Below are 24,548 nucleotides of genomic sequence, written 5' to 3'. Positions count from 1 at the left end.
ACACTTGCTTTTGTGGCAGGTGTTTTTTACTGAAAGATTGGAGTTTTTGGTATAATTGAATAACGAACGAATACTGTGGAGGATTGTGATGGCTAAAACGAGATTATACATTGCTCGTCATGGTAAAACCATGTTTAATACGATTGGTCGCGCTCAGGGTTGGAGTGATACACCATTAACTGATGAGGGTGAACGAGGAATTCGTCAGTTAGGTTTAGGTTTGAAAGATGCTGGAACTACATTTAAAGCTGCATTTTCAAGTGATTCGGGTCGGACAATTCAAACTATGGGAATCATTCTGAAAGAATGTGGTCAAGAATCTATTCCTTATCAAAGAGACAAACGCATTCGCGAATGGTGTTTTGGAAGTTTGGATGGTGGCTATGATGGAGAGCTATTCTTTGGTGTGTTACCAAGAACGAAGGCTTTTGAAGGTGGGAAGTCAATTAATGAGGTGACTTATCCTGAACTTGCCGAGAGTATTGTTGAAGTAGATACAGCGGGTTGGGCAGAACCATGGGAAGTTTTAAGTCAGCGCATTTGGGATGGTTTTACAGCCATCGCTAAAAAGATTGATGCTGAGGGTGGTGGAAATGTTATCATTGTCAGTCATGGCATGACAATCAATACTTTTCTTTGGTTGATTGACAATAATCGTGAAAAAATTAGTTTAGACAATGGTAGTGTTTCAGTGGTAGATTTTGCAGATGGTAAATTTACGATTGAAGAAATAGGTGACATGTCTTACCGTCACAGAGGTCAGGAAATATTAGAAAATGAAAAAGCGTAGTTTTATAGGTCTTATTTTACAAGTGTTAGTAGTGGTCGTCTTTATTATGTGTTTGTACCTCTTTACACACGATAATCAAGTCAAGCAGGTGAGTCAATCTTCTACCTCTTCTACATCATCCACATCCTCAGCAGTTGCTTCTAGTAAGTCAAGTTCGCAATCGTCTCAAAATCAAAAGACAGATTTGCCTGACGTATCATCAAGTGACTGGGAGTTGGTTTTGGTCAACCGAAATAATATTAAGGAAGAGATGAATCCTGAATTGGCAGAGGTTGAAGGAGTTCAAGTTGATGCACGGATTGCAGAGAATGTAACGAATTTCCTAGCTGCAGCGCGAGCTATTGAACCAAATGAAAAACTTATCTCTGGATATCGTAGCGTTGCCTATCAGCAAGAACTGTACAATTCTTATGTGCAGCAAGAAATTGCTAATGATCCGAGCCTCACTCAGGAAGCTGCTGAGGAAAAGGTTCAAACATATTCTCAGCCACCCGGCGCCAGTGAACACCAAACGGGGCTGGCTATTGATATGAGTAATGTTAACTCTCTTAATGAGAGTAATGCTGAAATCGTTTCTCAAATCAAGGCGATAGCTCCAGAGTATGGTTTTGTTTTAAGGTTTGAGTCAGATAAGCAGGACAGTACTGGGATTGGCTATGAGGATTGGCATTACCGATATGTAGGAGTTGAATCTGCTAAGTACATGACTGAACATAACCTTTCACTGGAAGAATACTTAAATGTATTGAAGGAGAATGGTAAATGAGATCCCGTCTTTCTTTAAAGACTGCTTTAGTTTTTCTATTTCTGTTTTTATTGCTGACTATTTCCTTATTTCGACATCAATCGGTACGACAGGCGTCTGACATTCAAACCACCTCTGTTTCTCAAATACAGTTCATCAAGGCTATCGCTCCGATTGTTCAAAAAGCTGCGAAGGCCTATGGAGTAAAGCCATCTATTATTATAGGTCAAGCTGCGCTAGAAACAAATTATGGAAATAGTCTGTTAGCTAAGAAATATCACAATTTATTTTCCTTAAAAGCATCGGATGGGCAGGAAAAGGTAACCCTTCTCCAAAAGATTTACAGTAGCAAAGGGTGGGCAACTAGGTCGGAAGATTTTGTTATTTATTCCAATTATAGTGAGTCAATTTACGACTATTTGTTGGCTTTAAAAAATGGTCGTTTTTGGGATGAAGAACTTTATCGGCAGCTAGTTAGTGGTCAAACATACGTAGATGATGCCAAGGCTTTGCAGGAATATTACTTTTCTAGTGATCCTGATTATGCCACAAAATTAAGTAAAGTCATAAAGGATAATAAGTTAGAACGATATGACAAATAGGTCTCTAGATGTATTTTTAGCACTCAATTAAAAAGAGTGCTAATTTTTTGTGTTTTTCCCTTGACAGAAGTTTTTAAAGGAGTATAATGAAATCATAAATTAGCAGTCAAGGTAATAGAGTGCTAATTCAATGAAAGGAGCTAGGCCATGATTACGCCACGTCAAAATGATATTTTGAATTTAATTGTGGACTTGTTTACGCAAACTCATGAGCCTGTTGGCTCCAAAGCTCTTCAGGCAACCATTGATTCTTCAAGTGCCACCATTCGGAATGATATGGCTAAGCTTGAAAAATTGGGTTTACTAGAGAAGGCCCACACTTCTAGTGGTCGTATGCCAAGTCCAGCAGGTTTCAAATACTTTGTTGAACATTCCTTGAGTCTTGATAGCATTGACGAACAGGACATCTATCAAGTTATCAAAGCCTTCGATTTTGAAGCTTTCAAGTTGGAAGACATTCTCCAGAAAGCTAGTCAAGTATTGACTGATATGACTGGCTATGTGGCGGTGATTTTGGATGTTGAGCCTGCTAGACAAAAATTGACTGCTTTTGACATTGTTCAGTTGTCTAACCACGATGCTCTGGCTGTTATGACTCTTGATGAGTCACGGCCAGCAACTATTCAGTTTGCAATTCCTAAAAATTTCTTGACACGTGACTTGCTCACGCTAAAGGAAATTGTTGATGAACGTTTTTTGGGACGATCGGTTATGGATATTCATTATAAGCTTCGGACAGAAATCCCCCAAATTGTGCAGAAGTATTTCACCACGATGGATAATGTGCTGAATCTTTTTGATTATATCTTTGCAGAGCTCTTTAAGGAAACGGTTTTTGTTTCTGGGAAGGTTCAATCTCTGGAATATGCGAATCTTTTAACCTATCAGTTTTTGGACAATGAGCAAAGCGTTGCCTTAGCTTTACGTTCTTCATTGAAAGAAGATGAGATGGCAACTGTTCAGGTTGCTGATAGCAAGGAAGCTGCATTGGCGAATCTGACAGTTTTAACGCACAAATTCCTTATTCCTTATCGAGGATTTGGGCTTCTCAGCTTGATTGGTCCAATTGATATGGATTATCGCAGGAGTGTCAGTCTGGTTAATGTCATTGGTCGGGTACTTGCTATGAAACTCGGAGATTATTACCGCTACCTCAACAGTAACCATTATGAGGTGAATTGAGGCGACCATGCTAAAGAAATTTATCAAGAAAAAGACAAGGAGGCACAAGGTGTCGGAAGAAGTAAAAAACGAAGATCTTCAGGAAGAAGTTCCAGTAACCGAAGCGAAAGAGGTTGTTGAGGAAACTGTTGAAGAAGTTTCTGAAAACAAAGAATTAGAAGAGGCCTTGGCTCGAGCAGAAGATTTTGAAAACAAATATCTTCGTGCTCACGCTGAAATGCAAAATATCCAACGCCGTGCCAATGAAGAGCGTCAGCAATTGCAAAAATACCGCTCACAAGACTTGGCTAAAGCTATCCTTCCAAGTTTAGATAACTTGGAGCGTGCTCTTGCTGTTGAAGGCTTGACAGAAGACGTCAGAAAAGGTCTTGAAATGGTTCAAGAAAGCTTAGTTCGAGCACTCAAGGATGAAGGTATTGAAGAAGTTGAAGTAGAAAGTTTCGATCACAATCTCCACATGGCAGTTCAAACTTTGCCAGCTGATGATGATCATCCAGCAGATACGATTGCACAGGTCCTCCAAAAGGGTTACAAGCTGCACGAACGTTTGCTGAGGCCAGCAATGGTGGTGGTTTATAACTAAACAAAAACTTGACCGAAATGTCATGCACAGTCGTTTGCAACCAATCGTTTCGTCGAGAGGCTCCTAGCTCTTGGGCAAACCTTGTGTCGGTAACTCTAAGGTCGCTAAAGCGACAAGAGTTACTCGAAAACTATGGAAAAACCTCGTCTGCAATGACGGTAAACTATGAATGAATAAAAAGAAAACTAAAATAAGAGGTAAAACACATGAGTAAAATTATCGGTATTGACTTAGGAACAACAAACTCAGCAGTTGCAGTTCTTGAAGGAACAGAAAGCAAAATCATTGCAAACCCAGAAGGAAACCGCACAACTCCATCTGTTGTTTCTTTCAAAAATGGTGAAATCATCGTTGGTGATGCAGCAAAACGTCAAGCAGTCACTAACCCAGATACCATCATCTCGATCAAATCAAAAATGGGAACGTCTGAAAAAGTTTCAGCAAACGGTAAAGAATACACACCACAAGAAATCTCAGCGATGATCCTTCAATATCTTAAAGGCTACGCTGAAGACTACCTTGGTGAAAAAGTGACCAAAGCAGTCATCACAGTTCCTGCATACTTCAACGATGCTCAACGTCAAGCAACAAAAGATGCTGGTAAAATCGCTGGTCTTGAAGTAGAGCGTATCGTTAACGAACCAACTGCAGCAGCCCTTGCTTATGGTCTTGATAAAACTGACAAAGATGAAAAAATCTTGGTATTTGACCTTGGTGGTGGTACCTTTGACGTCTCTATTTTGGAACTTGGTGACGGTGTCTTTGATGTATTGGCAACAGCTGGTGACAACAAGCTGGGCGGAGATGACTTTGACCAAAAGATTATTGATTTCTTAGTTGCTGAATTCAAAAAAGAAAATGGTATCGACTTATCAACAGATAAGATGGCTCTTCAACGTTTGAAAGATGCGGCTGAAAAAGCTAAGAAAGATTTGTCTGGTGTGACTCAAACACAAATCAGCCTACCATTTATTACTGCTGGTGCTGCTGGACCTCTTCACTTAGAAATGAGCCTGTCTCGTGCAAAATTTGATGACTTAACTCGTGATCTTGTTGAACGCACAAAAACACCAGTTCGCCAAGCACTTTCAGACGCTGGCTTAAGCTTGTCAGAAATTGATGAAGTTATCTTGGTTGGTGGTTCAACACGTATTCCAGCCGTTGTTGAAGCTGTCAAAGTCGAAACTGGTAAAGAGCCAAACAAATCTGTAAACCCTGATGAAGTTGTTGCTATGGGTGCGGCTATCCAAGGTGGTGTCATCACCGGTGATGTGAAAGACGTCGTTCTTCTTGATGTTACTCCATTGTCACTTGGTATCGAAACAATGGGTGGTGTCTTCACAAAACTTATCGATCGCAACACAACTATCCCAACGTCTAAATCACAAGTCTTCTCAACTGCTGCTGATAACCAACCAGCCGTAGATATCCACGTTCTTCAAGGTGAACGTCCAATGGCTGCTGACAACAAAACTCTTGGTCGTTTCCAATTGACTGATATTCCAGCTGCACCTCGTGGTATCCCACAAATCGAAGTAACATTTGACATTGATAAAAACGGTATCGTATCTGTTAAAGCTAAAGACCTTGGCACTCAAAAAGAACAACACATCGTTATTCAATCTAACTCTGGTTTGACTGATGAAGAAATTGAAAAAATGATGAAAGATGCAGAAGCTAACGCAGAAGCTGATGCTAAACGTAAAGAAGAAGTTGACCTTCGTAACGAAGTCGACCAAGCTATCTTTGCCACAGAAAAAACTATCAAAGAAACTGAAGGTAAAGGCTTTGACACAGAACGTGACGCAGCACAAGCAGCTCTTGATGAGTTGAAAGCTGCTCAAGAGGCTAACAACCTTGATGATATGAAGGCAAAACTTGAAGCTCTTAACGAAAAAGCACAAGCACTTGCTGTTAAAATGTATGAACAAGCCGCAGCAACTCAACAAGCCCAAGCAGGTTCTGAAAGTGCACAATCAACTGATTCATCAAACAATGGTGATGACGTTGTTGATGGTGAGTTTACTGAAAAATAAGTGGGTCTATTAGGTTATTTTACGTTAAGGTTAAAACTCGAAAGCTTGAAATATAATTCTAAACGCAGAGGTTGCAACCCAGCCTCTGTTTTTGGGTAAATGCCCTTCTAACTTTTACAGAAGTGATATGCCTACGACTCTGTGGAAAAGTCAAAAAGTCTGGGGATAGACTTTTTGAGGAATACCTGTCGCTCGTTGTTTTTGTGCGACAGGGCTGAAAGTGTCCACTGGACCTCTTACTCCTTATTTTTCTTTGAGTTGATTAACGACTTAATATCTTCATAGAAAGGAAAGTGTTCGTAATTGAATACGGGCTACTTTCTGAGTTTCGTCTATTATTTAACGAAAGGAATTGAACCCGCCCTAAAAGCTGTGTGAAAAAGATAAATCATCTAGAAAATCAGGATTTTCTGCCGATTTCCTATTTTCACTTTGCTTAACTTTTACAGAAAGGAAAGTGTTCGTAACTGAACACGGTCGTTAATAGGTAGTATTCTTGCATGACTAAATTGGTACAAGTGAATACGCCTACGACTCTGTGAAAAAAGATAAACTTTACCTAGATGCGAAGCATCGTCGTACAGTTTCCTATTTTTCTTTGAGTCGCTTAACGGCTTAATATCTTACATTATGAACAATACAGAATTTTACGATCGTTTGGGTGTTTCTAAAGACGCTTCGCAAGATGAGATTAAAAAAGCTTATCGAAGAATGTCGAAAAAGTACCACCCGGACATTAACAAAGAACCTGGTGCTGAACAGAAGTATAAGGATGTTCAGGAGGCTTATGAAACGTTAGGTGATGAACAAAAACGTGCGGCTTATGACCAATATGGGCCTGCTGGAGCTAATGGTAGCTTCGGAGGTGGAGCAGGTGGTTTTGGTGGTTTTGATGGTGGAGCAGGATTCGGTGGCTTTGAAGATATCTTCTCAAGCTTCTTTGGTGGTGGCGGAAGTATGCGTAACCCCAATGCGCCACGTCAAGGTGATGACCTTCAATACCGTGTTAATCTGAGTTTTGAAGAGGCTATTTTTGGTGCTGAAAAAGAAGTCACCTATAACCGTGAAGCAGAATGTACTACCTGTCATGGTTCAGGTGCTAAACCCGGTACAAGTCCTGTGACATGTAGCCGCTGTCATGGTCAAGGAGTTATCAACGTGGATACACAAACACCACTTGGTATGATGCGTCGTCAAGTGACTTGTGATGTTTGTCACGGAACTGGTAAAGAAATTAAGAACCCTTGTACAACTTGTCATGGCACAGGTCATGAAAAGGAAAAACACAAAGTCTCTGTCAAAATTCCGGCAGGGGTTGAAACTGGTCAACAAATTCGCTTGCAAGGTCAAGGAGAAGCTGGTTTCAACGGCGGCCCTTATGGCGATCTTTTCGTCGTCATAAATGTTTTGCCAAGCACTAAATTTGAACGTAATGGATCAACCATTTATTACAATATGGATATTAGCTTTGTTCAGGCAGCTCTTGGAGATACAGTTGATATTCCGACCGTACACGGCCCTGTTGAAATGAACATTCCAGCTGGGACGCAAACAGGTAAGACCTTCCGTCTTAAGGGCAAAGGGGCTCCTAAACTCCGTGGTGGCGGTCAGGGCGATCAGCATGTAACTGTTAATATCGTCACACCGACTAAGCTAAATGATGCTCAGAAAGAGGCGCTTCGAGTTTTTGCTGCTGCGGGTGGTGACAAGGCTGTAACTCCAAAGAAAAAAGGCTTCTTTGATAAAATGAAAGATGCTTTTGAAGGAGAATAATAAAAGAGCCATCTGGCTCTTTTTAGATAGAAGAAAAAGTCGTTTTTGATACTTCCCTTAGATGGTGCTGTCGGTAGCGACTTCCTACGGAATTCCATGCCTAAGTTTTGAGTCTAAAGTCTCAAAACTTCCGAGTGGCTGATTTTACTGCTATTCAGCCACTTTCACCACGACGGTAAATATCGTTTTGTTGCTCCCTTCTATTTCAGTTAAAAGTAGGTTTGTATACATTATTCTGAGAGCCATCTGGCTCTTTTGTTTTGTCTAAAATAATTTATGGACTGTTAAAACCAATAAAGATTAGAAAAAGAATGGCATATATAACTGGGATAGATAAAATTAGGAGCAAGAGACTAATCAGGATTATGGCAAGCTTACTCATATTTTGGTGGCATTTAGTTATAATGATAAGCCCAGTCAAGATAATCAATGTTAATAAAATAATGAAATAAATACTGATGTTAATCATTTTAACCTCCTTTAATGATATTTTACTAAGAGCATTTTATAGCCTAAATATTCCGTAGGTGAGAAATGTAGCTGTTCGTATCTGGTTTGCTTTTAATACTGTAAATAAATGCTTTCTTTTCAATCTCTAAAGCCTGTCAAAATTTTGGATTCAAGAAATAAAGGAATTTGAAAGGTGATGTTCTTTTTTTACGATTTCTTTGTTATTGCCAGTATATTCTTTTAAACTATTTCTGTAAAGTGTTTACGTATAATGAATTGTCTGGGGACAGAAAGTTATAAATAGGATAGTCTAACTTTTCAAGAAATGCTAAAATAAACCTATGACAAGATATAAAGTAACGATTTCCTACGATGGTACCTTATTTGCTGGTTTTCAGCGTCAAACTAAGGTGCGCTCGGTTCAGGAAGAAATTGAAAAAACTTTGCAAAGGCTTAACAGCGGTGAAGCGGTCCAAATTCAGGGTGCAGGTCGGACAGATTCGGGTGTTCATGCTTATGGGCAGGTCATTCATTTTGATTTGTCCAAGCCGCGTGATCCAGAACGTCTGCGCTTTGCTCTGGACAGTCAGCTCCCTGAGGATATTGATGTGGTGAGCGTTGAGGAAGTTACGGAAGATTTTCATGCACGCTACACCAAACACTACAAAACTTATGAATTTTTAGTGGATAGCGGTCGCCCCAAGAATCCTATGATGCGAAACTATGCGACCTCTTATCCTTATCCTTTGGATTTGATGAGTATGCAAGAGGCGATTGAAGACCTGATTGGGACTCATGATTTTACGGGATTTACAGCTTCTGGATCTTCTGTTGAAAATAAGGTTCGCACTATCACGCGGGCAACGGTAGAACGCGATGCTAAAACAGGTTTTTTGGTATTTACATTCACAGGGAATGGGTTTCTTTATAAACAAGTCAGAAACATGGTGGGAACTCTCTTGAAAATTGGCAACGGTCGTATGCCAGTAAGCCAAATCCGAACAGTTCTTGAGAGTAAAAATCGAAATCTAGCTGGTCCTACGGCATCGGGCAATGGGCTCTATTTAAAGGAGATAATTTATGACAAGTAAGTACATTTTGGCAATTTCTGGGAATGATGTTTTTAGCGGTGGTGGACTTTATGCAGATTTAGCAACCTATAATACCAATCATCTGCATGGTTTTGTAGCTGTGACTTGTTTAACTGCTATAACGGACAAGGGATTTGAAGTTTTTGCAACAGATAACGTTATTTTTAGTCATCAACTTGAAAGCCTCAAGGATGTCCCTTTTGCAGGTATTAAGATTGGGCTTTTGCCAAATGTGGACATTGCAGAGCTAGCCTTAGACTTTGTAAAAGCCCACACCGACATTCCGGTGGTACTTGATCCTGTCTTAGTGTGTAAAGAAAGTCATGATGTGGAAGTATCAGCCTTGCGAAAGGAACTCTTGAAATTCTTCCCTTATGTTACTATTATCACACCAAACTTGGTTGAGGCGGAGCTTTTAATTCAAAAACCAATCCAAAACTTGGATGAAATGAAAGAGGCTGCTCGTTACCTACATGAATTGGGAGCAAAGAACGTGGTTATCAAAGGTGGCAATCGCCTTAGCCAAGAAAAAGCTGTAGACGTTTTTTATGATGGTAGTGAATTCAATATCTTAGAGTATCCTGTACTAAAACAAAATAATGTCGGGGCTGGTTGTACCTTTGCGTCTAGCATTGCTAGTCAATTAGTTCTGGGGAAAGAAGTTTCTGAGGCGGTTAGCATTTCTAAAGATTTTGTCTACCAAGCCATTTTACATTCAGATCGTTATGGGGTTAAGCAAAATTATGAAGAAAAGTAATGTACGTGAAATAAGCCAATTAGCCGTTTTAACAGCTCTCAGTGTTATTTTGGGGCGTTTTGTGATGGTACCAACGCCAACAGGCTTTTTGACCTTGCTTGATGCGGGAATTTATTTTACGGCCTTTTATTTGGGAAGTCGTCAAGGAGCTATTGTCGGTGGCTTGGCAGGCTTTCTCATTGATTTGTTGGCGGGTTATCCCCAGTGGATGTTTCACAGTCTGATTGCTCATGGAGCACAAGGGTACTTTGCTGGTTGGATTGGCGGTAAGCGATTTTTAGGTCTGGTGCTGGCTTCGATAGTTATGGTTGGTTGGTATTTTATTGGATCGCTATTGCTAGGCTATGGTTTAGGTGGCTCTCTGGCGGGTATTTTGGGAAATGTCCTACAGAATTTTTACGGCATGTTAGTCGGTTATTTGAGCTATCTAGCCTTTAAACGCTTTGAAAGGAGATAAGATGGACTTACAATCATTAGAAACACAGACACGTGCTATTCTTGTCGATATCATTGAACGCTCTGCTATTAAAAAAGGACAGATTTTTGTTCTAGGTCTCTCCAGTAGTGAGGTCGCCGGCGGCCTGATTGGAAAAAATAGTAGCACAGAAATTGGTGAAGTAATTGTTAAGACTATTCTGGATGAGTTGAGTAATCGAGGTATTTATCTAGCGGTGCAGGGGTGTGAGCATCTCAATCGTGCTCTAGCTGTTGAGCGAGACTTAGCCGAGGAAAAAGATTTAGAGATTGTTAACGTCCTTCCTAACTTACATGCTGGTGGTAGTGGTCAAGTTGCCGCTTTTAAATACATGAAAGACCCTGTTGAGGTTGAAGAAATTGTGGCGCAGGCGGGTCTGGATATCGGTGATACTAGCATTGGCATGCATATCAAACGTGTTCAAGTACCGCTGGTTCCCATTCAACGTCAGCTTGGAGGAGCGCACGTCACTGCTCTAGCTAGCCGACCAAAATTAATTGGTGGTGTCCGTGCGACTTATGCCGCTGATCCCATCCGTAAATTCTGATATCTATAATTAAATTTAGAAATTAGTTGCTGATGGGAAATGTCCCTTGCAGAATACAGGTTCTTAAGATACGAAAAAAGCTCTGGTTTATCATCAGAGCTTTGTTATTGGGTTTGTATTGATTGTTGGTAAATGGATACCACTTGAAATAAGTGCTTCTTGATAAAGCTGATAAAATTGGGAATAGACTTTACTTTGGTTGCCATTTTGCACAAAAATATCAATACGAAAAACCAATTGACCTGTTTTTAGGGTTTGTGGACCAAGCACGTTTGGGCTACCTACAATTTCTGGAAAATCTTCTAAATGGTCTTTGTTCACTGTTTTTATGACCACCATCATTTTATCAAGATCAGTATGTGCGTAAATAGGAATATCAATTTGAGCACGCATATCTCCGCGAGATTTATTACTAACGACTGTGATATTACGGTTTGGAATGAAATGTAAAGTACCATCAAAGCCACGTACTTGTGTTGTTCTAATGCCAACACTAGAAATATTCCCCTCAACCAGACCGATAACGACAGAATCTCCAACTTCAAATTGATTTTCTAAAAGGATAAAAAAACCATTGACGACATCTGTCAAGAAACCTTGTGCACCAAGTCCAATGGCAACACCAGCTAAACCGGCACCAGCTAAAAGGCTAGAAATTGGAACACCCAGAATGCTTAAAATCCAGTAAATCAAGAAGAAATAAAGGGTATAATTCATGATGTTATGGAGCAATTTGGCAATGGTTTTCTGGCGTGCTTCGGATTGACGATAAAGTTTGATAGACTTGATAATGGTTTTATCAAAAAGATAGTCTAATAATCGCTTGACCAGAGTAAAAAAGATAAGGAGTAGTATCAGAGAAACAACTTTAGATAGAAGTTCAACGGCAATTTGTTCAATCTGTAATTGCTCAATATATTTTGTAATAATTTTCATAGAAATAGTTTATTAAAAATCAGTCCATCAAGCAAGTATTTTTCAGAAAGATGGTAAAACAGAATGTTTTTTTACATAAAAAACTTTTAAAAGACCTTGAAATATGGTAAACTAAACTGTATATAAAATTTTAAGAGGAGAAATGACTTCATGTCTGTATCATTTGAAAACAAAGCTACAAATCGTGGCGTGATTACATTCACAATTGCTCAAGATAAAATCAAACCAGCTCTTGATCAAGCGTTCAATAAAATTAAGAAAGATTTGAATGCTCCAGGTTTCCGCAAAGGACACATGCCACGTGCTGTATTTAATCAAAAATATGGGGAAGAAGCGCTTTACGAAGATGCTTTAAACGCTATCTTGCCAGACGCTTATGAAGCTGCTGTTGCAGAGCTTAGTCTTGATGTTGTTGCACAACCAAAAATTGACGTTGTTTCTATGGAAAAAGGTCAAGAATGGGCTTTGACTGCTGAAGTTGTTACAAAACCTGAAGTAAAACTTGGTGACTACAAAAACCTTGAGGTATCAGTTGAAGTTACCAAGGAAGTTACCGATGAAGAAGTGGATGCTAAGGTTGAGCGTGAACGTAACAATCTTGCAGAGTTGGTTATTAAGGAAGACGCAGCTGCAGAAGGTGACACTGTTGTTATTGACTTCGTAGGGTCAGTTGATGGTGTAGAATTTGACGGTGGTAAAGGTGATAACTTCTCTCTTGAACTTGGTTCAGGTCAATTCATTCCTGGTTTTGAAGAACAGTTGGTTGGTTCAAAAGCCGGCGATACTGTGGAAGTTAACGTAACATTCCCAGAAAATTATCAGGCAGAAGACCTTGCTGGTAAGGATGCTAAATTCGTAACAACTGTTCACGAAGTTAAAGCTAAAGAAGTTCCAGCTCTTGATGACGAATTAGCTAAAGACATTGACGAAGAAGTTGAAACTCTTGACGAATTGAAAGCAAAATACCGTAAAGAACTTGAAGCAGCTAAAGAAATTGCATACGATGATGCTGTAGAAGGTGCTGCACTTGAATTGGCAGTTGCTAATGCTGAAATCGTTGAATTGCCAGAAGAAATGGTACATGACGAAGTTCACCGTGCTATGAACGAATTTATGGGCAACATGCAACGTCAAGGTATTTCACCAGAAATGTACTTCCAATTGACAGGTACTACTGAGGAAGATCTTCATGCACAATATGAAGCTGATGCTGACAAACGCGTGAAAACTAACCTTGTCATCGAAGCAATCGCTAAAGCAGAAGGTTTTGAAGCGAGCGAAGAAGAAATCGAAAAAGAAATTAACGAACTTGCTTCTGAGTATAATATGGAAGTTCAACAAGTCCGTTCTCTTCTTTCAGCTGACATGCTCAAACATGATATTGCTATGAAAAAAGCAGTTGAAGCAATCACAGGTACAGCTAAAGTTAAATAAAAATAATTTTCTAATCAACCAAACTATACTGGTATGACTAACAGAAAATAATTTTAAAGTCAGGTCTCGCTCTGAAACCTGACTTTTTCTATAAATCTTTTGACGAATGCTGGATTTTAGCGTAAAATAGTAAGGAACGATATTTATAGACAATCGGACTATTGTGGGCATTTTGCCCTGGCCGAATAGGATAAGGAGAACTGTCTTGGAATTAGAAGTATTTGCTGGACAAGAAAAAAGTGAACTTTCATTGATAGAGGTTGCCCGTGCCATTTTGGAAGAGCGTGGTCGTGATCATGAGATGTATTTCAGTGATCTTGTGAATGAAATTCAGATTTATCTGGAAAAATCTGATGCAGACATTCGTGAAGCTCTGCCATTTTTCTACGCAGATTTAAATACTGATGGAAGTTTTATCCCACTTGGTGAAAACAAATGGGGACTTCGCTCTTGGTATGCTATTGATGAAATCGATGAAGAAATCATCACTCTTGAGGAGGATGAAGAAGGAGCGCCAAAACGTAAAAACAAACGCGTCAATGCCTTCATGGATGGAGATGAGGACGCCATTGATTATAGTGATGATGATCCAGAAGATGAAGATTTTGATCGTAAAGGAACTGATCTAGAATATGATGATGAAGATCCGGACGATGAAAAATCAGAAGTTGAATCTTATGATTCTGAATTAAGTGAAATCATTCCTGATGATGACTTTGACGAAGAAGTGGATATCAACGAAGAAGATGACGAAGAAGATGAGTTTATAGAGGAAGACGAGTAGTTTTGCTCAGTGAAAAGAGTACCTTGCTAGATAGCGAGGTGCTCTTTTGTCTCGAAAAATAGCTTAGCTTATGGTAAAATAAATAGTAATCATCACTAGATTAAAATACGACTTGTTGAAAATCATAGGGTAGTTTATTGAACTCTGAAGCTTTTATTCACTGAAAGTTAAAATGGTTTAGCTTTCAGTGAAAAATGAGTACTAGATAGATGACACTTTTCATTTTTTGCTAAATTTTCACAGAATAATACAAGCCACCAAGACGACTTGACCAGATGGGATGATTTTTGGAGAGTATAACCTATTACGGACTTTAGAGTTCTTTAAAAACCAGGGACCACCAGATTATTTGAGTACAAAGAGGTAACTTAATTTATGTCAGACTTGTTTAAGAAACTCATGGACCAGATAGAAATGCCACTTGAGATAAAGAATTCAAGTGCTTTTTCATCTGCTGATATTATTGAGGTTAAGGTTCATTCAATATCACGCTTATGGGAGTTTCATTTTTCTTTTGCAGAGATTTTACCTATTGACTATTACCGTGAGTTGCAGATGCGCTTGGTGAACACTTTTGAAAAAGCTGATATTAAGGCAACCTTTGATATTAAAGCTGAACATATTGATTTTTCTGATGAATTGATTTCTGCTTACTATCGTGAAGCTTTTGAACTACCACTTTGTAACAGCGCCAGTTTTAAAGCTTCCTTTAGTAAACTGAAGGTATCTTATGATGGTCAAAAAATTGCCATTTCAGCGCCAGCATTTGTCAATAATGAGCATTTTCGTAAAAATCACCTTCCTCATCTTGAGAAGCAATTTGAACACTTCGGTTTTGGTAAAGTGACCTTTGACATGGTGTCAGATGAGGTTATGACGCAAGAGCTTAAGTCGGAATTTGAGACTTCTCGTGAGGCTTTGGTGGAGAAAGCGGTGCAGGAAAATATGGAAGCTGTTAAGTCTCTAGAGGCATCTATGCCACCAGCAGAAGAAATAGCACCTAAGCCACAATTTGACTTTAAGGAACGTGCAAAACAGCGTCAAGCAGGTTTTGAGAAGGCAGAAATTACACCGATGGTTGAAATTACTACTGAAGAAAATCGCATTGTTTTTGAAGGTATGGTTTTCAATGTCGAACGTAAGACAACGCGAACAGGTCGTCATATTATCAATTTTAAGATGACTGACTACACATCTAGTTTTGCTATGCAAAAGTGGGCTAAGGACGACGATGAGCTTAAAAAGTATGATATGATTTCCAAGGGTGCTTGGTTACGGGTACGTGGAAATATTGAAAATAATCAATTCACCAAAGCTCTGACGATGAATGTTCAAGATGTGAAAGAAATTGTCCATCATGAACGCAAGGACCTCATGCCAGAGGGACAAAAACGGGTCGAATTTCATGCTCACACCAACATGTCTACAATGGATGCCTTGCCAACAGTAGAGGATCTGGTTGCAACAGCTGCTAAGTGGGGGCATAAGGCGGTAGCTATCACTGACCATGGCAATGTGCAGAGCTTTCCACATGGATATCATGCTGCTCGTAAAAAAGGTATAAAACCTATTTTTGGTTTAGAAGCAAATATTGTAGAAGATAAGGTTCCAATCGCTTATAATCCTATTGACATGGATCTCAACGAAGCAACTTATGTGGTCTTTGACGTTGAAACAACAGGACTTTCTGCTGTTAATAATGACCTGATTCAAATTGCAGCTTCTAAAATGTACAAGGGAAACATTGTTGAGCAGTTTGACGAATTCATCGATCCAGGTTATCCTTTATCTGCTTTTACGACAGAGTTGACAGGGATTACAGACAATCATGTACGTGGCTCTAAGCCGATTTTACAGGTTTTACAAGAATTTCAAGCGTTTTGTCAAGACACAGTGCTAGTTGCCCACAATGCCACCTTTGACGTTGGTTTCATGAATGCAAACTATGAGCGTCATGGTTTACCTTTAATTACTCAGCCTGTTATTGATACCTTGGAATTTGCCCGTAACCTCTATCCTGAATACAAACGTCATGGTCTTGGTCCCTTGACAAAACGTTTCCAGGTTTCGCTTGACCATCACCACATGGCCAACTATGATGCTGAAGCGACAGGTCGCCTGCTCTTTATCTTCTTAAAAGAAGCGCGTGAAAATCGCAACCTGACTAATCTGAACGAACTCAACACCAAGCTGGTAGCAGAAGATTCTTACAAAAAAGCGCGTGTCAAACATGCCACCATCTATGTGCAAAACCAGACAGGATTGAAAAATATATTCAAATTAGTTAGCCTGTCTAATGTCAAGTACTTCGAAGGAGTGGCACGTATCCCAAGAACAATCTTGGATAAGTACCGTGAGGGCCTACTTTTGGGGACAGCCTGCTCAGATGGTGAAGTTTTTGATGCTGTACTATCGTCAGGTGTCCCAGCAGCGGTAGAAGTTGCCAAATACTATGATTTCATTGAAGTCATGCCTCCTGCCATATATGCTCCGTTATTGGCTCAAGGAACCATCAAGGATGAGGAAGGTATTCGCCAGGTCATTCGTGATTTGATTGAGGTTGGACGTAGGTTAGACAAACCAGTACTTGCGACTGGTAATGTACACTATTTGGAACCAGAGCAAGAAATTTACCGTGAAATCATTGTGCGAAGCCTTGGTCAAGGTGCCATGATTAATCGCCCTATTGGACGTGGTGAAAATGCTCAGCCTGCCCCACTTCCTAAGGCACATTTCCGCACGACTAATGAAATGCTGGACGAATTTGCTTTTTTGGGTGAGGAACTGGCTTACGAAATCGTTGTGACCAATACTCAAGACTTTGCTGACCGTATTGAAGAGGTTGAAGTGGTCAAGAAAGACCTTTACACACCGTTTATTGATAAATCTGAAGAAAAGGTCGCTGAGATGACTTATCAGAAGGCTTTTGAGATCTACGGAAATCCTCTGCCTGACCTTGTTGATTTGCGGATTGAAAAGGAGCTGACTTCTATTTTGGGTAATGGTTTCGCCGTGATTTATTTAGCGTCACAAATGCTGGTACACCGCTCCAATGCGCGTGGGTACTTGGTAGGTTCACGTGGTTCGGTTGGTTCAAGTTTCGTAGCGACCATGATTGGAATTACAGAGGTTAATCCTTTATCGCCCCACTATGTCTGCCCCTCTTGTCAGCACAGTGAATTTATCACAGATGGTTCGGTTGGTTCAGGTTATGATTTGCCAGACAAGTTTTGCCCCAAGTGTGGCACGCGCTACAAGAAAGATGGTCAGGACATTCCATTTGAGACTTTCCTTGGTTTTGATGGAGATAAGGTACCTGATATTGACTTGAACTTCTCAGGGGATGACCAACCCTCAGCCCACTTGGATGTGCGTGATATTTTTGGGGAACAATACGCTTTTCGTGCTGGTACCGTAGGTACCGTTGCAGAAAAAACCGCTTTTGGTTTTGTGAAAGGCTATGAACGCGATTACGGAAAATTCTATCAAGATGCAGAAGTAGAGCGTCTAGCCATGGGAGCTGCTGGAGTCAAGCGAACGACGGGGCAGCACCCAGGGGGGATTGTTGTTATTCCTAATTACATGGACGTCTATGACTTTACTCCTGTTCAATATCCAGCCGATGATAATACAGCTGAATGGCAGACCACTCACTTTAACTTTCACGATATTGATGAAAATGTCTTGAAGCTCGATGTTCTTGGGCATGATGATCCAACTATGATTCGTAAGCTGCAAGATTTGTCAGGTATTGATCCCAAAGATATTCCAGCTGATGACCCAGATGTCATGGCTTTGTTCTCAGGGACAGAAGTGTTGGGAGTGACGCCCGAACAGATTGGAACACCTACTGGGATGTTGGGAATTCCTGAGTTTGGAACCAACTTCGTTCGCGGAATGGTTGAAGAGACTCATCCAACGACCTTTGCTGAGCTTCTGCAACTGTCTGGACTTTCACATGGTACGGACGTTTGGCTGGGAAATGCCCAAGATTTGATTAAAGAAGGCATTGCCACCTTGAAAACCGTTATTGGTTGTCGTGATGATATTATGGTTTACCTCATGCACGCAGGTCTTGAGCCTAAAATGGCCTTTACCATCATGGAGCGTGTGCGTAAAGGAGCTTGGCTAAAAATCTCTGATGAGGAGCGCAACGGCTACATTCAGGCTATGCGAGAAAATAATGTGCCCGACTGGTACATTGAATCTTGTGGAAAAATCAAGTACATGTTCCCTAAAGCCCATGCGGCAGCTTATGTACTCATGGCGTTACGCGTTGCCTACTTTAAGGTACACCACCCACTTTATTATTATTGTGCTTATTTCTCAATCCGTGCGAAAGCCTTTGAACTCAAAACCATGAGTGCGGGTTTGGATGCTGTCAAGGCTCGTATGAAGGATATTATGGAAAAAAGGCAGCGCAACGAGGCTAGCAACGTTGAAAATGACCTCTTCACAACACTGGAGATTGTCAATGAAATGTTGGAACGAGGCTTTAAATTTGGGAAACTTGATCTCTACCGCAGCAAGGCAACTGAGTTCTTCATTGACGGTGATACGTTAGTGCCCCCATTTGTGGCTATGGATGGCCTTGGTGAAAACGTTGCAAAACAAATTGTCGCAGCGCGTGAAGCAGGGGAATTTCTCTCTAAGATGGAACTCCGTAAACGAGGCGGAGTTTCCGCAACTCTTGTTGATAAAATGGACGAAATGGGCATTCTAGGTAATATGCCAGAAGACAATCAGCTTAGCCTCTTTGATGATTTCTTTTAAATGTCTTTAACCTGTTCTAGCAACTGAGTTGCTTTTGAGAAAAAAACTGCAAACTGATGGCTTTATTCCCCCCTATTTGACAGGTTAAATACAATGATTTTTCCTAAAAAAGTGCTCAAAAGCGCTTGACAAATGGATCGGGGGGGGGGGGTAGAATAGTATTGGTATATTCGATAAGACGGGGATATGATACAATAAAATATGTTAAACACACAGCAAAATGAATCTGATTGTCAACAAACTCAGCCTCAAATTATAAACAATGGAGTATACTGTGAAGTAAGCTTATGGAGTAGAGAAAAAACACTCAAACTGATGGCGTTTTCACTTTTTGAAAGGAGTGTTGCTTATTACAAATGATGGATGCACTATTTCACTGTTGGCTTAATAATTCAGAAAGGAAAAATTGATTTTTATGAAAAACTTAAAGAAAGTGTTAGGTCTACTAATGCTTCCGTTCATAGCCTTTTCAATATTTGTTTCAGCAAACGAAGTAAAGGCTGCGGATATCACCGATAAGGTAGTTTTATCCAATGTCAAAATTAAAGACAGTTCGACCGGAGAAGCGTCAGATGTCTTTTGGCATGGCAAGGGAAGTATGACCAAAGAAGTCCTGTATACAGGAGAGTTTTCATTTCCGACATTGGGAGCTGGAGATATCAAGGGTGGTGATTACTTCACAATTAAGGTTCCAGATGGTTTAACCCTTGTACAATCAGAGTTTGATCTAAAGGATACTAATAGCGGAGAAGTCCTTGGTAAGGTTGTGGCAGATAATGCTACTGGTGTTTTGACTTTCACCTTCAATGATAAAGTTGAAGACAAGCAAAATGTCAAGGGGGACTTTAATGCCTCATCAAATGCAGTCATTACGGGAGTCGAAAATACTGTTACCTACATTTTACCTGGTGGAACTCAGACCATTACCTTTAAACCATATAACGACGCTGATGCAGTTTCGGTTGAAGGTGAAGTTGTCTACAAGGGTGGCTGGTCTACCGGAACTTCTAAAGATATCAACTGGTGGGTACGTGTAAACCGTGGTGGTGAAGACCTGACAGGTAAAGTCGTCAAAGTTGGAGACTCTATTGATACAAGTGCAGGTTCTCTGTCAACCTACATTGAAGATAGTTTTGAACTCAGAGAAGTAACTTATGAAACGACAGACACTTCAAAGGCAGATGTTGTCAGCTGGTTAAAAGAGTATAAAATCACGACTGATTCTGCAGTTTATAAGGCTGACTCTGATAACTATGCACTTTTAAGTTTAAAAAATGGTGGAACAAGTTTTGAACTTCTTTTACCTACCAATACAGGGACAAAAGCTTTTAGATTAGCTTACAAGACGACAAATCCAGGTGATGATACACAAGTTGTCAACTCAAGCGGAATCACTATTAATGGCGAAGCGCGCCCAAATTGGAAATCATGGGACGGAAAAGAACGCACAGAAACAACACAATCCATAAGTGTTAAAGCTCTTCAACAAGTAGGAGCATCGGTCTCTGTTGACCTTGCAGGTAAGATTAAAATCACTAAATACGATGAAGCTGATGCTACTGTAAAACTGAGTGATGTTGAATTTGATATCATCAACAAAGACAATCCTTCAGAAGTCTATACCGTAAAAACAGATGAGAATGGTATTGCCATTTCACCAGTGCTTTCTAACGGGAAATACATTGTCAAAGAAAAGACTCCTAAAGCAGGTTATGTTTTAAGTAGTGATGAATTTGAAGTTGAAATGACTGGCGAAGCTGTACCAGTGAGCATCTCTAATAAGCGAGAAACAGTTGATTTTCAAGCAACAAAAACTTGGTCTGGTGGACAAACTGCGGATCACAAGCAAGTTAGCCTTGGTCTTTATGTACGTAAAGCTGGTGAAGACATCTCTGCAGCAAAACCAGTCGGTGCAACCTATAGACCAGAAGTAACTGAAAGCAATGGTATCTATACCTATGTTTGGGCAAATCAATTGCCTAAGTACGATACCGATGGTGTGACTGAATTAGTCTACTCTGTACGTGAACTTGAGGATAGTACAAGCCTTCCTTTGAACGAAGGAGATAAAATTCAACTTGGTCAGGATAAGGAGTACACTGTTTCTTACAACGCAGACCAGACAGCTGTAACAAACACTTATGAAGTTCCTAAAACGACAGTAACAGCTAAAAAAGTTTGGGATGGCGGTAAAAAGGATTCTCGTCCAACGGTTTACTTCAAACTATATCGTACTTTGGAAGGAACAACTGAAGAAGTATCGGGTACTGAATTGAAAGAAATTTCTACAACTGATGATGAAACTAGTGTAGAGTGGACAGAACTTCCTGCTACTGATTCAAACGGTGTGAAATATACATACAGCGTTAAAGAGGTTGATAAGGATGGTAATGTTATTACAACAGTTGATGGTTATAGTGCAAAACAAACCGATGACCTTAGTGTAACAAATATTTATAGTGTACAACCTACTACTGCACAAATTGAAGTTACTAAATTGCTTACTGGAAATCGTCCAACAGGACTTCAAGCAGATGAGTTTGAATTTACATTAACTGATGAAGATGGAAATGTAAAAACTGCTAAGAATACTGCTGATGGTAAAGTTGTCTTTGATGTCATCGAATATAAGAAAGCAGGAACTTACAATTATACTATTGAAGAAGTTGAAGGAATAGATTCAACTATTACCTACGATAAATCTAAATTGACCGTTACAGTGAAAGTTGAAGATGATGGCAAAGGTAATCTTGTAGCGACAGTTTCTTATAAGGATGATAAAAAGTCGTTTGAGAATAATTACGAAGAGCCAACCACAACAACTACAACTGAAGAAACGACTACGACTACCACAACTACTTCAGAAGAGCCAACCCCAACAACTACTTCAGAAGAAGCAACAACAACCACAACTACTTCAGAAGAAGCAACAACAACCACAACTACTTCAGAAGAGCCAACCACCACGACTACTTCAGAAGAGCCAACCACAACAACTACTTCAGAAGAAGCAACAACAACCACAACTACTTCAGAAGAGCCAACCACCACGACTACTTCAGAAGAGCCAACAACCACGACTACTTCAGAAGAAGCAACAACCACAACTACTTCAGAAGAGCCAACAACCACGACTACTTCAGAAGAAGCAACAACAACAACTACTTCAGAAGAGCCAACCACCACGACTACTTCAGAAGAAGCAACAACAACCACAACTACTTCAGAAGAAGCAACTACCACAACTACTTCAGAAGAGCCAACAACCACGACTACTTCAGAAGAAGCAACAACCACAACTACTTCAGAAGAGCCAACCACCACGACTACTTCAGAAGAGCCAACCACAACAACTACTACAGGTGAGAAACCAAACCAACCAGAAACAACTACTACTAGCAAACCTAAAAAACCAGGTCTTCCATCGACAGGTGAAAAAGGTGGACTTGTAGCGACTGTTTTAGGAGTTATTGTTCTTGTAGCAGCAGTGGTATACTATCGCAGATCTAAAAACGCTTAATCATAAGTGTTTGAGATGACGTGAAAGGGAGAACGAGATTGTTCTCTCTTTTCTTTTGTTTATACCACCAAAGTGGAAGTAACACAGTAGTTGTTCCTTCGATAGCTTTAATAAGTGCTAGGGCAACAGACAGTGATATAGAAAACGGGAATACATTTAGTGATAATGTCATCTATAAGCGCTATATGCAGGAGGGTGCAACTATTATTTGGAATGACACGATAGGCAATACAGATTGGGGTAGTCTAGTTTCGATAGCACTTCATTTATTTATTCGTGATATAATAAATGTTTTTTCAATAACTCCCTTAAAGCGTTGTGTTTTATTCCCTAAAATTTGTCAAAACTACTAACTAGTGTTAAAATTAAATCAACGAGTTCGAAAGAAAGGAAATATTATGACTCAATTCAAAAATGCAGCAGTTAAGTCTATGGTAGTCATGCGCAAGGCTTTTCGAACTATTGATGCAAAGGTTTCGGAGTCTTTTAGGGAATTTGGATTGACACCTACACAATTCGGTGTGCTGGATGTGTTATTTGCCAAGGGGGGAGCGATGAAAATTGGAGAGCTCATTGATAGCATGTTGGCAACTTCTGGTAATATGACAGTTGTTATTAAAAATATGGAAAAAAACGGTTGGGTAACTCGCACGACCTGTCCTACAGATAAACGTGCCTATCTGGTGACTTTGACTGAGGCTGGGCGTGACTTAATTCAGAAGGCCTTGCCAGCTCATATTGTAGCTGTTGAAGAGACTTTTTCTGTTTTAACAGAAGAAGAACAAGAACAATTGATTGAGCTTCTTAAAAAATTTAAAAATTCCTAGGTAAAAAATTAACCCGCGTTGTAAAATGAAGTGCAACAAAAAAGACATGCTCGTCTGATATACTAGAATTCCCCAACTCAGTATAGAAAGCAGATGAACATGTCCACTAATCATTCTACCAAAAAATCGTTATATTCACACCTTTCAGCCTCTGAACGCGGAGAAATCAGCGCCTATCTCAAGATGGGCAAAAACCCCTCTGAGATTGCTCGTCTGCTTGGGCGTCATCGCTCAACCATCAGTCGTGAAATCAAACGAGGAAGTGTTTCTCAGGTTCAAGATAAGAACGGGAAACGAATCTACTCAACGGTTTACTTTCCAGATAGTGGTCAACGTGTTTATGAAACCAATCGTCGAAAAAGTGCCTATCATAAACTATCGTACTGCTCCCAGACCTTCTTCAAGGAACTTGAGAAAGCCCTGAAAACGAAACCTCGCTGTCACAGTGTCGATAGCTTTGTTCAAACTTACCGAGAAAAACATCCACTGGAAGTTATCCCTTCCACCAAGACAGTGTATCGTTACATCAAAGACGGACTGTTGAGGGTTAAACCGATTGATTTACCTAAGATGGTAAGCATCCGAAAACGGTCTAAAGTAACGCCTAAGGCCACGAAGATAATCTTAGGAAAATCCATTGAAGAACGTCCAGAGTGTATCAATGACCGTTCTGAATTTGGGCATTGGGAGATTGATCTCATGCTTGGCAAGAAGACCAGAGGGGAAGCTGTTGTCATGACCCTAGTAGAGCGTCAAACACGATTTGCCATCGCTGTAAAACTGGCTAATAAACAAGCAGAAACCATCAATAGGGCTGTTAAGAGCTTACTATCACAGTACCCTATTCGCTCTATCACATCGGACAACGGCTCAGAGTTCAGTAACTTGTCAGACTTAAAAGGTGTGGAAGTCTATTTTGCCCATCCTTATGCTTCTCATGAAAGAGGAACAAATGAAAATTTCAATGGTCTCTTGAGAGAGTTTCTCCCAAAAGGTGTCTCTCTTAACTCACTAACGACAGAAGAACTCAATCACTACGTCTCTGCTATCAATGACAGACCTAGACGAATTCACAAGTATAAAACCGCAAATATTTTGTTTGGGCTAGCCCAAACAGCTTAACCTCTGGAACTCTAGTTATCAATGAACTTGTTGCACTTGACTTGACAAGTGGGGGGTAAAAAATTAATCTTTTGTGAGCAAAAAACTTTACAAAAGATTTTCTTAGGGTTATAATTACTAC

At 40.1% G+C, this 24,548-nt stretch carries 19 protein-coding genes; 17 read left to right on the top strand and 2 right to left on the bottom strand.

The window, feature by feature from the left end; genetic code table 11:
• Positions 1–88 precede the first annotated feature (88 nt).
• The 7 genes from ABZ559_RS10415 to dnaJ all read left to right on the top strand — a co-directional run bounded on the left by ABZ559_RS10415 (position 89) and on the right by dnaJ (position 7,711).
• Positions 89–790 carry a histidine phosphatase family protein gene (locus tag ABZ559_RS10415; protein WP_367006318.1) on the top strand — a complete coding sequence of 234 codons (702 nt, stop codon included), beginning with the start codon at positions 89–91 and terminating at the stop codon, positions 788–790.
• Positions 777–1,556, top strand: coding sequence for a M15 family metallopeptidase (locus tag ABZ559_RS10410; RefSeq protein WP_367006316.1), 780 nt, complete (start codon positions 777–779; stop codon positions 1,554–1,556). Before ABZ559_RS10415 ends, ABZ559_RS10410 begins: the two co-directional genes overlap by 14 nt.
• Entirely contained in the window at positions 1,553–2,137 is a 585-nt protein-coding gene (locus ABZ559_RS10405) for a glucosaminidase domain-containing protein (RefSeq protein ID WP_367006315.1), read from the top strand. The genes ABZ559_RS10410 and ABZ559_RS10405 overlap by 4 nt, the downstream gene beginning before the upstream one ends.
• Positions 2,138–2,284: 147 nt before the next feature.
• Positions 2,285–3,319 carry a heat-inducible transcriptional repressor HrcA gene (hrcA, locus tag ABZ559_RS10400; protein WP_367006314.1) on the top strand — a complete coding sequence of 345 codons (1,035 nt, stop codon included), beginning with the start codon at positions 2,285–2,287 and terminating at the stop codon, positions 3,317–3,319.
• 49 nt (positions 3,320–3,368) lie between these two features.
• Positions 3,369–3,902: a nucleotide exchange factor GrpE gene (gene grpE, locus ABZ559_RS10395; protein ID WP_367006313.1), complete on the top strand. Its 534-nt coding sequence runs from the start codon at positions 3,369–3,371 to the stop codon at positions 3,900–3,902.
• Positions 3,903–4,108: 206 nt separating this feature from the next.
• Positions 4,109–5,938: a molecular chaperone DnaK gene (gene dnaK / locus ABZ559_RS10390; protein ID WP_367006311.1), complete on the top strand. Its 1,830-nt coding sequence runs from the start codon at positions 4,109–4,111 to the stop codon at positions 5,936–5,938.
• A 630-nt stretch (positions 5,939–6,568) separates the two neighbouring features.
• Complete coding sequence (gene dnaJ, locus ABZ559_RS10385) at positions 6,569–7,711, top strand: molecular chaperone DnaJ (protein WP_367006309.1); 1,143 nt, start codon at positions 6,569–6,571, stop codon at positions 7,709–7,711.
• A 274-nt stretch (positions 7,712–7,985) separates the two neighbouring features.
• Here the strand turns inward: dnaJ and ABZ559_RS10380 are convergent, their stop codons facing one another.
• Positions 7,986–8,180, bottom strand: a complete 195-nt coding sequence (locus tag ABZ559_RS10380) for a hypothetical protein (protein ID WP_367006308.1) — start codon at positions 8,178–8,180, stop codon at positions 7,986–7,988.
• Between the two features lie 322 nt (positions 8,181–8,502).
• On the opposite strand from ABZ559_RS10380, the gene truA reads away from it, so the two are divergent.
• From truA to ABZ559_RS10360, 4 genes are read left to right on the top strand one after another with little or no spacing between them, the layout of a single operon-like run.
• Positions 8,503–9,252, top strand: a complete 750-nt coding sequence (truA, locus tag ABZ559_RS10375) for a tRNA pseudouridine(38-40) synthase TruA (protein WP_367006306.1) — start codon at positions 8,503–8,505, stop codon at positions 9,250–9,252.
• Entirely contained in the window at positions 9,242–10,009 is a 768-nt protein-coding gene (locus ABZ559_RS10370) for a bifunctional hydroxymethylpyrimidine kinase/phosphomethylpyrimidine kinase (RefSeq protein ID WP_367006305.1), read from the top strand. The genes truA and ABZ559_RS10370 overlap by 11 nt, the downstream gene beginning before the upstream one ends.
• Positions 9,996–10,466 carry an ECF transporter S component gene (locus ABZ559_RS10365; RefSeq protein ID WP_367006303.1) on the top strand — a complete coding sequence of 157 codons (471 nt, stop codon included), beginning with the start codon at positions 9,996–9,998 and terminating at the stop codon, positions 10,464–10,466. The genes ABZ559_RS10370 and ABZ559_RS10365 overlap by 14 nt, the downstream gene beginning before the upstream one ends.
• Before the next feature lies 1 nt (position 10,467).
• The gene (locus ABZ559_RS10360) at positions 10,468–11,031 is read left to right on the top strand and encodes a TIGR01440 family protein (protein WP_321058692.1); all 564 of its coding nucleotides are present in this window, start codon (positions 10,468–10,470) and stop codon (positions 11,029–11,031) included.
• 93 nt (positions 11,032–11,124) lie between these two features.
• On the opposite strand, the gene ABZ559_RS10355 is transcribed toward ABZ559_RS10360, so the two are convergent.
• Entirely contained in the window at positions 11,125–11,967 is an 843-nt protein-coding gene (locus ABZ559_RS10355; protein ID WP_018375518.1) for a mechanosensitive ion channel family protein, read from the bottom strand.
• 150 nt (positions 11,968–12,117) lie between these two features.
• On the opposite strand from ABZ559_RS10355, the gene tig reads away from it, so the two are divergent.
• From tig to ABZ559_RS10325, 6 genes are all read left to right on the top strand, one after another.
• Positions 12,118–13,401, top strand: coding sequence for a trigger factor (gene tig, locus ABZ559_RS10350; RefSeq protein ID WP_367006301.1), 1,284 nt, complete (start codon positions 12,118–12,120; stop codon positions 13,399–13,401).
• Between the two features lie 205 nt (positions 13,402–13,606).
• The gene (gene rpoE, locus ABZ559_RS10345) at positions 13,607–14,185 is read left to right on the top strand and encodes a DNA-directed RNA polymerase subunit delta (protein ID WP_273415250.1); all 579 of its coding nucleotides are present in this window, start codon (positions 13,607–13,609) and stop codon (positions 14,183–14,185) included.
• Positions 14,186–14,560: 375 nt separating this feature from the next.
• The gene (locus tag ABZ559_RS10340; RefSeq protein ID WP_367006299.1) at positions 14,561–18,958 is read left to right on the top strand and encodes a PolC-type DNA polymerase III; all 4,398 of its coding nucleotides are present in this window, start codon (positions 14,561–14,563) and stop codon (positions 18,956–18,958) included.
• 415 nt (positions 18,959–19,373) lie between these two features.
• Entirely contained in the window at positions 19,374–22,478 is a 3,105-nt protein-coding gene (locus tag ABZ559_RS10335) for an FctA domain-containing protein (protein WP_367006297.1), read from the top strand.
• A gap of 398 nt (positions 22,479–22,876) precedes the next feature.
• Entirely contained in the window at positions 22,877–23,305 is a 429-nt protein-coding gene (locus tag ABZ559_RS10330) for a MarR family transcriptional regulator (RefSeq protein ID WP_018375012.1), read from the top strand.
• A 99-nt stretch (positions 23,306–23,404) separates the two neighbouring features.
• Positions 23,405–24,427, top strand: coding sequence for an IS30 family transposase (locus tag ABZ559_RS10325; protein WP_367005659.1), 1,023 nt, complete (start codon positions 23,405–23,407; stop codon positions 24,425–24,427).
• Positions 24,428–24,548 lie beyond the last annotated feature (121 nt).

The sequence above is a fragment of the Streptococcus sp. ZY19097 genome (assembly GCF_040731245.1).
Taxonomy (GTDB): domain Bacteria; phylum Bacillota; class Bacilli; order Lactobacillales; family Streptococcaceae; genus Streptococcus; species Streptococcus orisratti.
This window is presented reverse-complemented; position numbering and strand designations above follow the sequence as displayed.

Coding starts and splice junctions, on each gene's coding strand:
- ABZ559_RS10340 (WP_367006299.1), top strand. CDS start 14,561: ATGTCAGACTTGTTTAAGAAACTCATGGACCAGATAGAAATGCCACTT.
- ABZ559_RS10335 (WP_367006297.1), top strand. CDS start 19,374: ATGAAAAACTTAAAGAAAGTGTTAGGTCTACTAATGCTTCCGTTCATA.
- ABZ559_RS10360 (WP_321058692.1), top strand. CDS start 10,468: ATGGACTTACAATCATTAGAAACACAGACACGTGCTATTCTTGTCGAT.
- ABZ559_RS10325 (WP_367005659.1), top strand. CDS start 23,405: ATGTCCACTAATCATTCTACCAAAAAATCGTTATATTCACACCTTTCA.
- tig (WP_367006301.1), top strand. CDS start 12,118: ATGTCTGTATCATTTGAAAACAAAGCTACAAATCGTGGCGTGATTACA.
- ABZ559_RS10415 (WP_367006318.1), top strand. CDS start 89: ATGGCTAAAACGAGATTATACATTGCTCGTCATGGTAAAACCATGTTT.
- hrcA (WP_367006314.1), top strand. CDS start 2,285: ATGATTACGCCACGTCAAAATGATATTTTGAATTTAATTGTGGACTTG.
- ABZ559_RS10405 (WP_367006315.1), top strand. CDS start 1,553: ATGAGATCCCGTCTTTCTTTAAAGACTGCTTTAGTTTTTCTATTTCTG.
- ABZ559_RS10365 (WP_367006303.1), top strand. CDS start 9,996: ATGAAGAAAAGTAATGTACGTGAAATAAGCCAATTAGCCGTTTTAACA.
- ABZ559_RS10380 (WP_367006308.1), bottom strand. CDS start 8,180: ATGATTAACATCAGTATTTATTTCATTATTTTATTAACATTGATTATC.
- ABZ559_RS10370 (WP_367006305.1), top strand. CDS start 9,242: ATGACAAGTAAGTACATTTTGGCAATTTCTGGGAATGATGTTTTTAGC.
- dnaK (WP_367006311.1), top strand. CDS start 4,109: ATGAGTAAAATTATCGGTATTGACTTAGGAACAACAAACTCAGCAGTT.
- truA (WP_367006306.1), top strand. CDS start 8,503: ATGACAAGATATAAAGTAACGATTTCCTACGATGGTACCTTATTTGCT.
- dnaJ (WP_367006309.1), top strand. CDS start 6,569: ATGAACAATACAGAATTTTACGATCGTTTGGGTGTTTCTAAAGACGCT.
- ABZ559_RS10410 (WP_367006316.1), top strand. CDS start 777: ATGAAAAAGCGTAGTTTTATAGGTCTTATTTTACAAGTGTTAGTAGTG.
- ABZ559_RS10330 (WP_018375012.1), top strand. CDS start 22,877: ATGACTCAATTCAAAAATGCAGCAGTTAAGTCTATGGTAGTCATGCGC.
- ABZ559_RS10355 (WP_018375518.1), bottom strand. CDS start 11,967: ATGAAAATTATTACAAAATATATTGAGCAATTACAGATTGAACAAATT.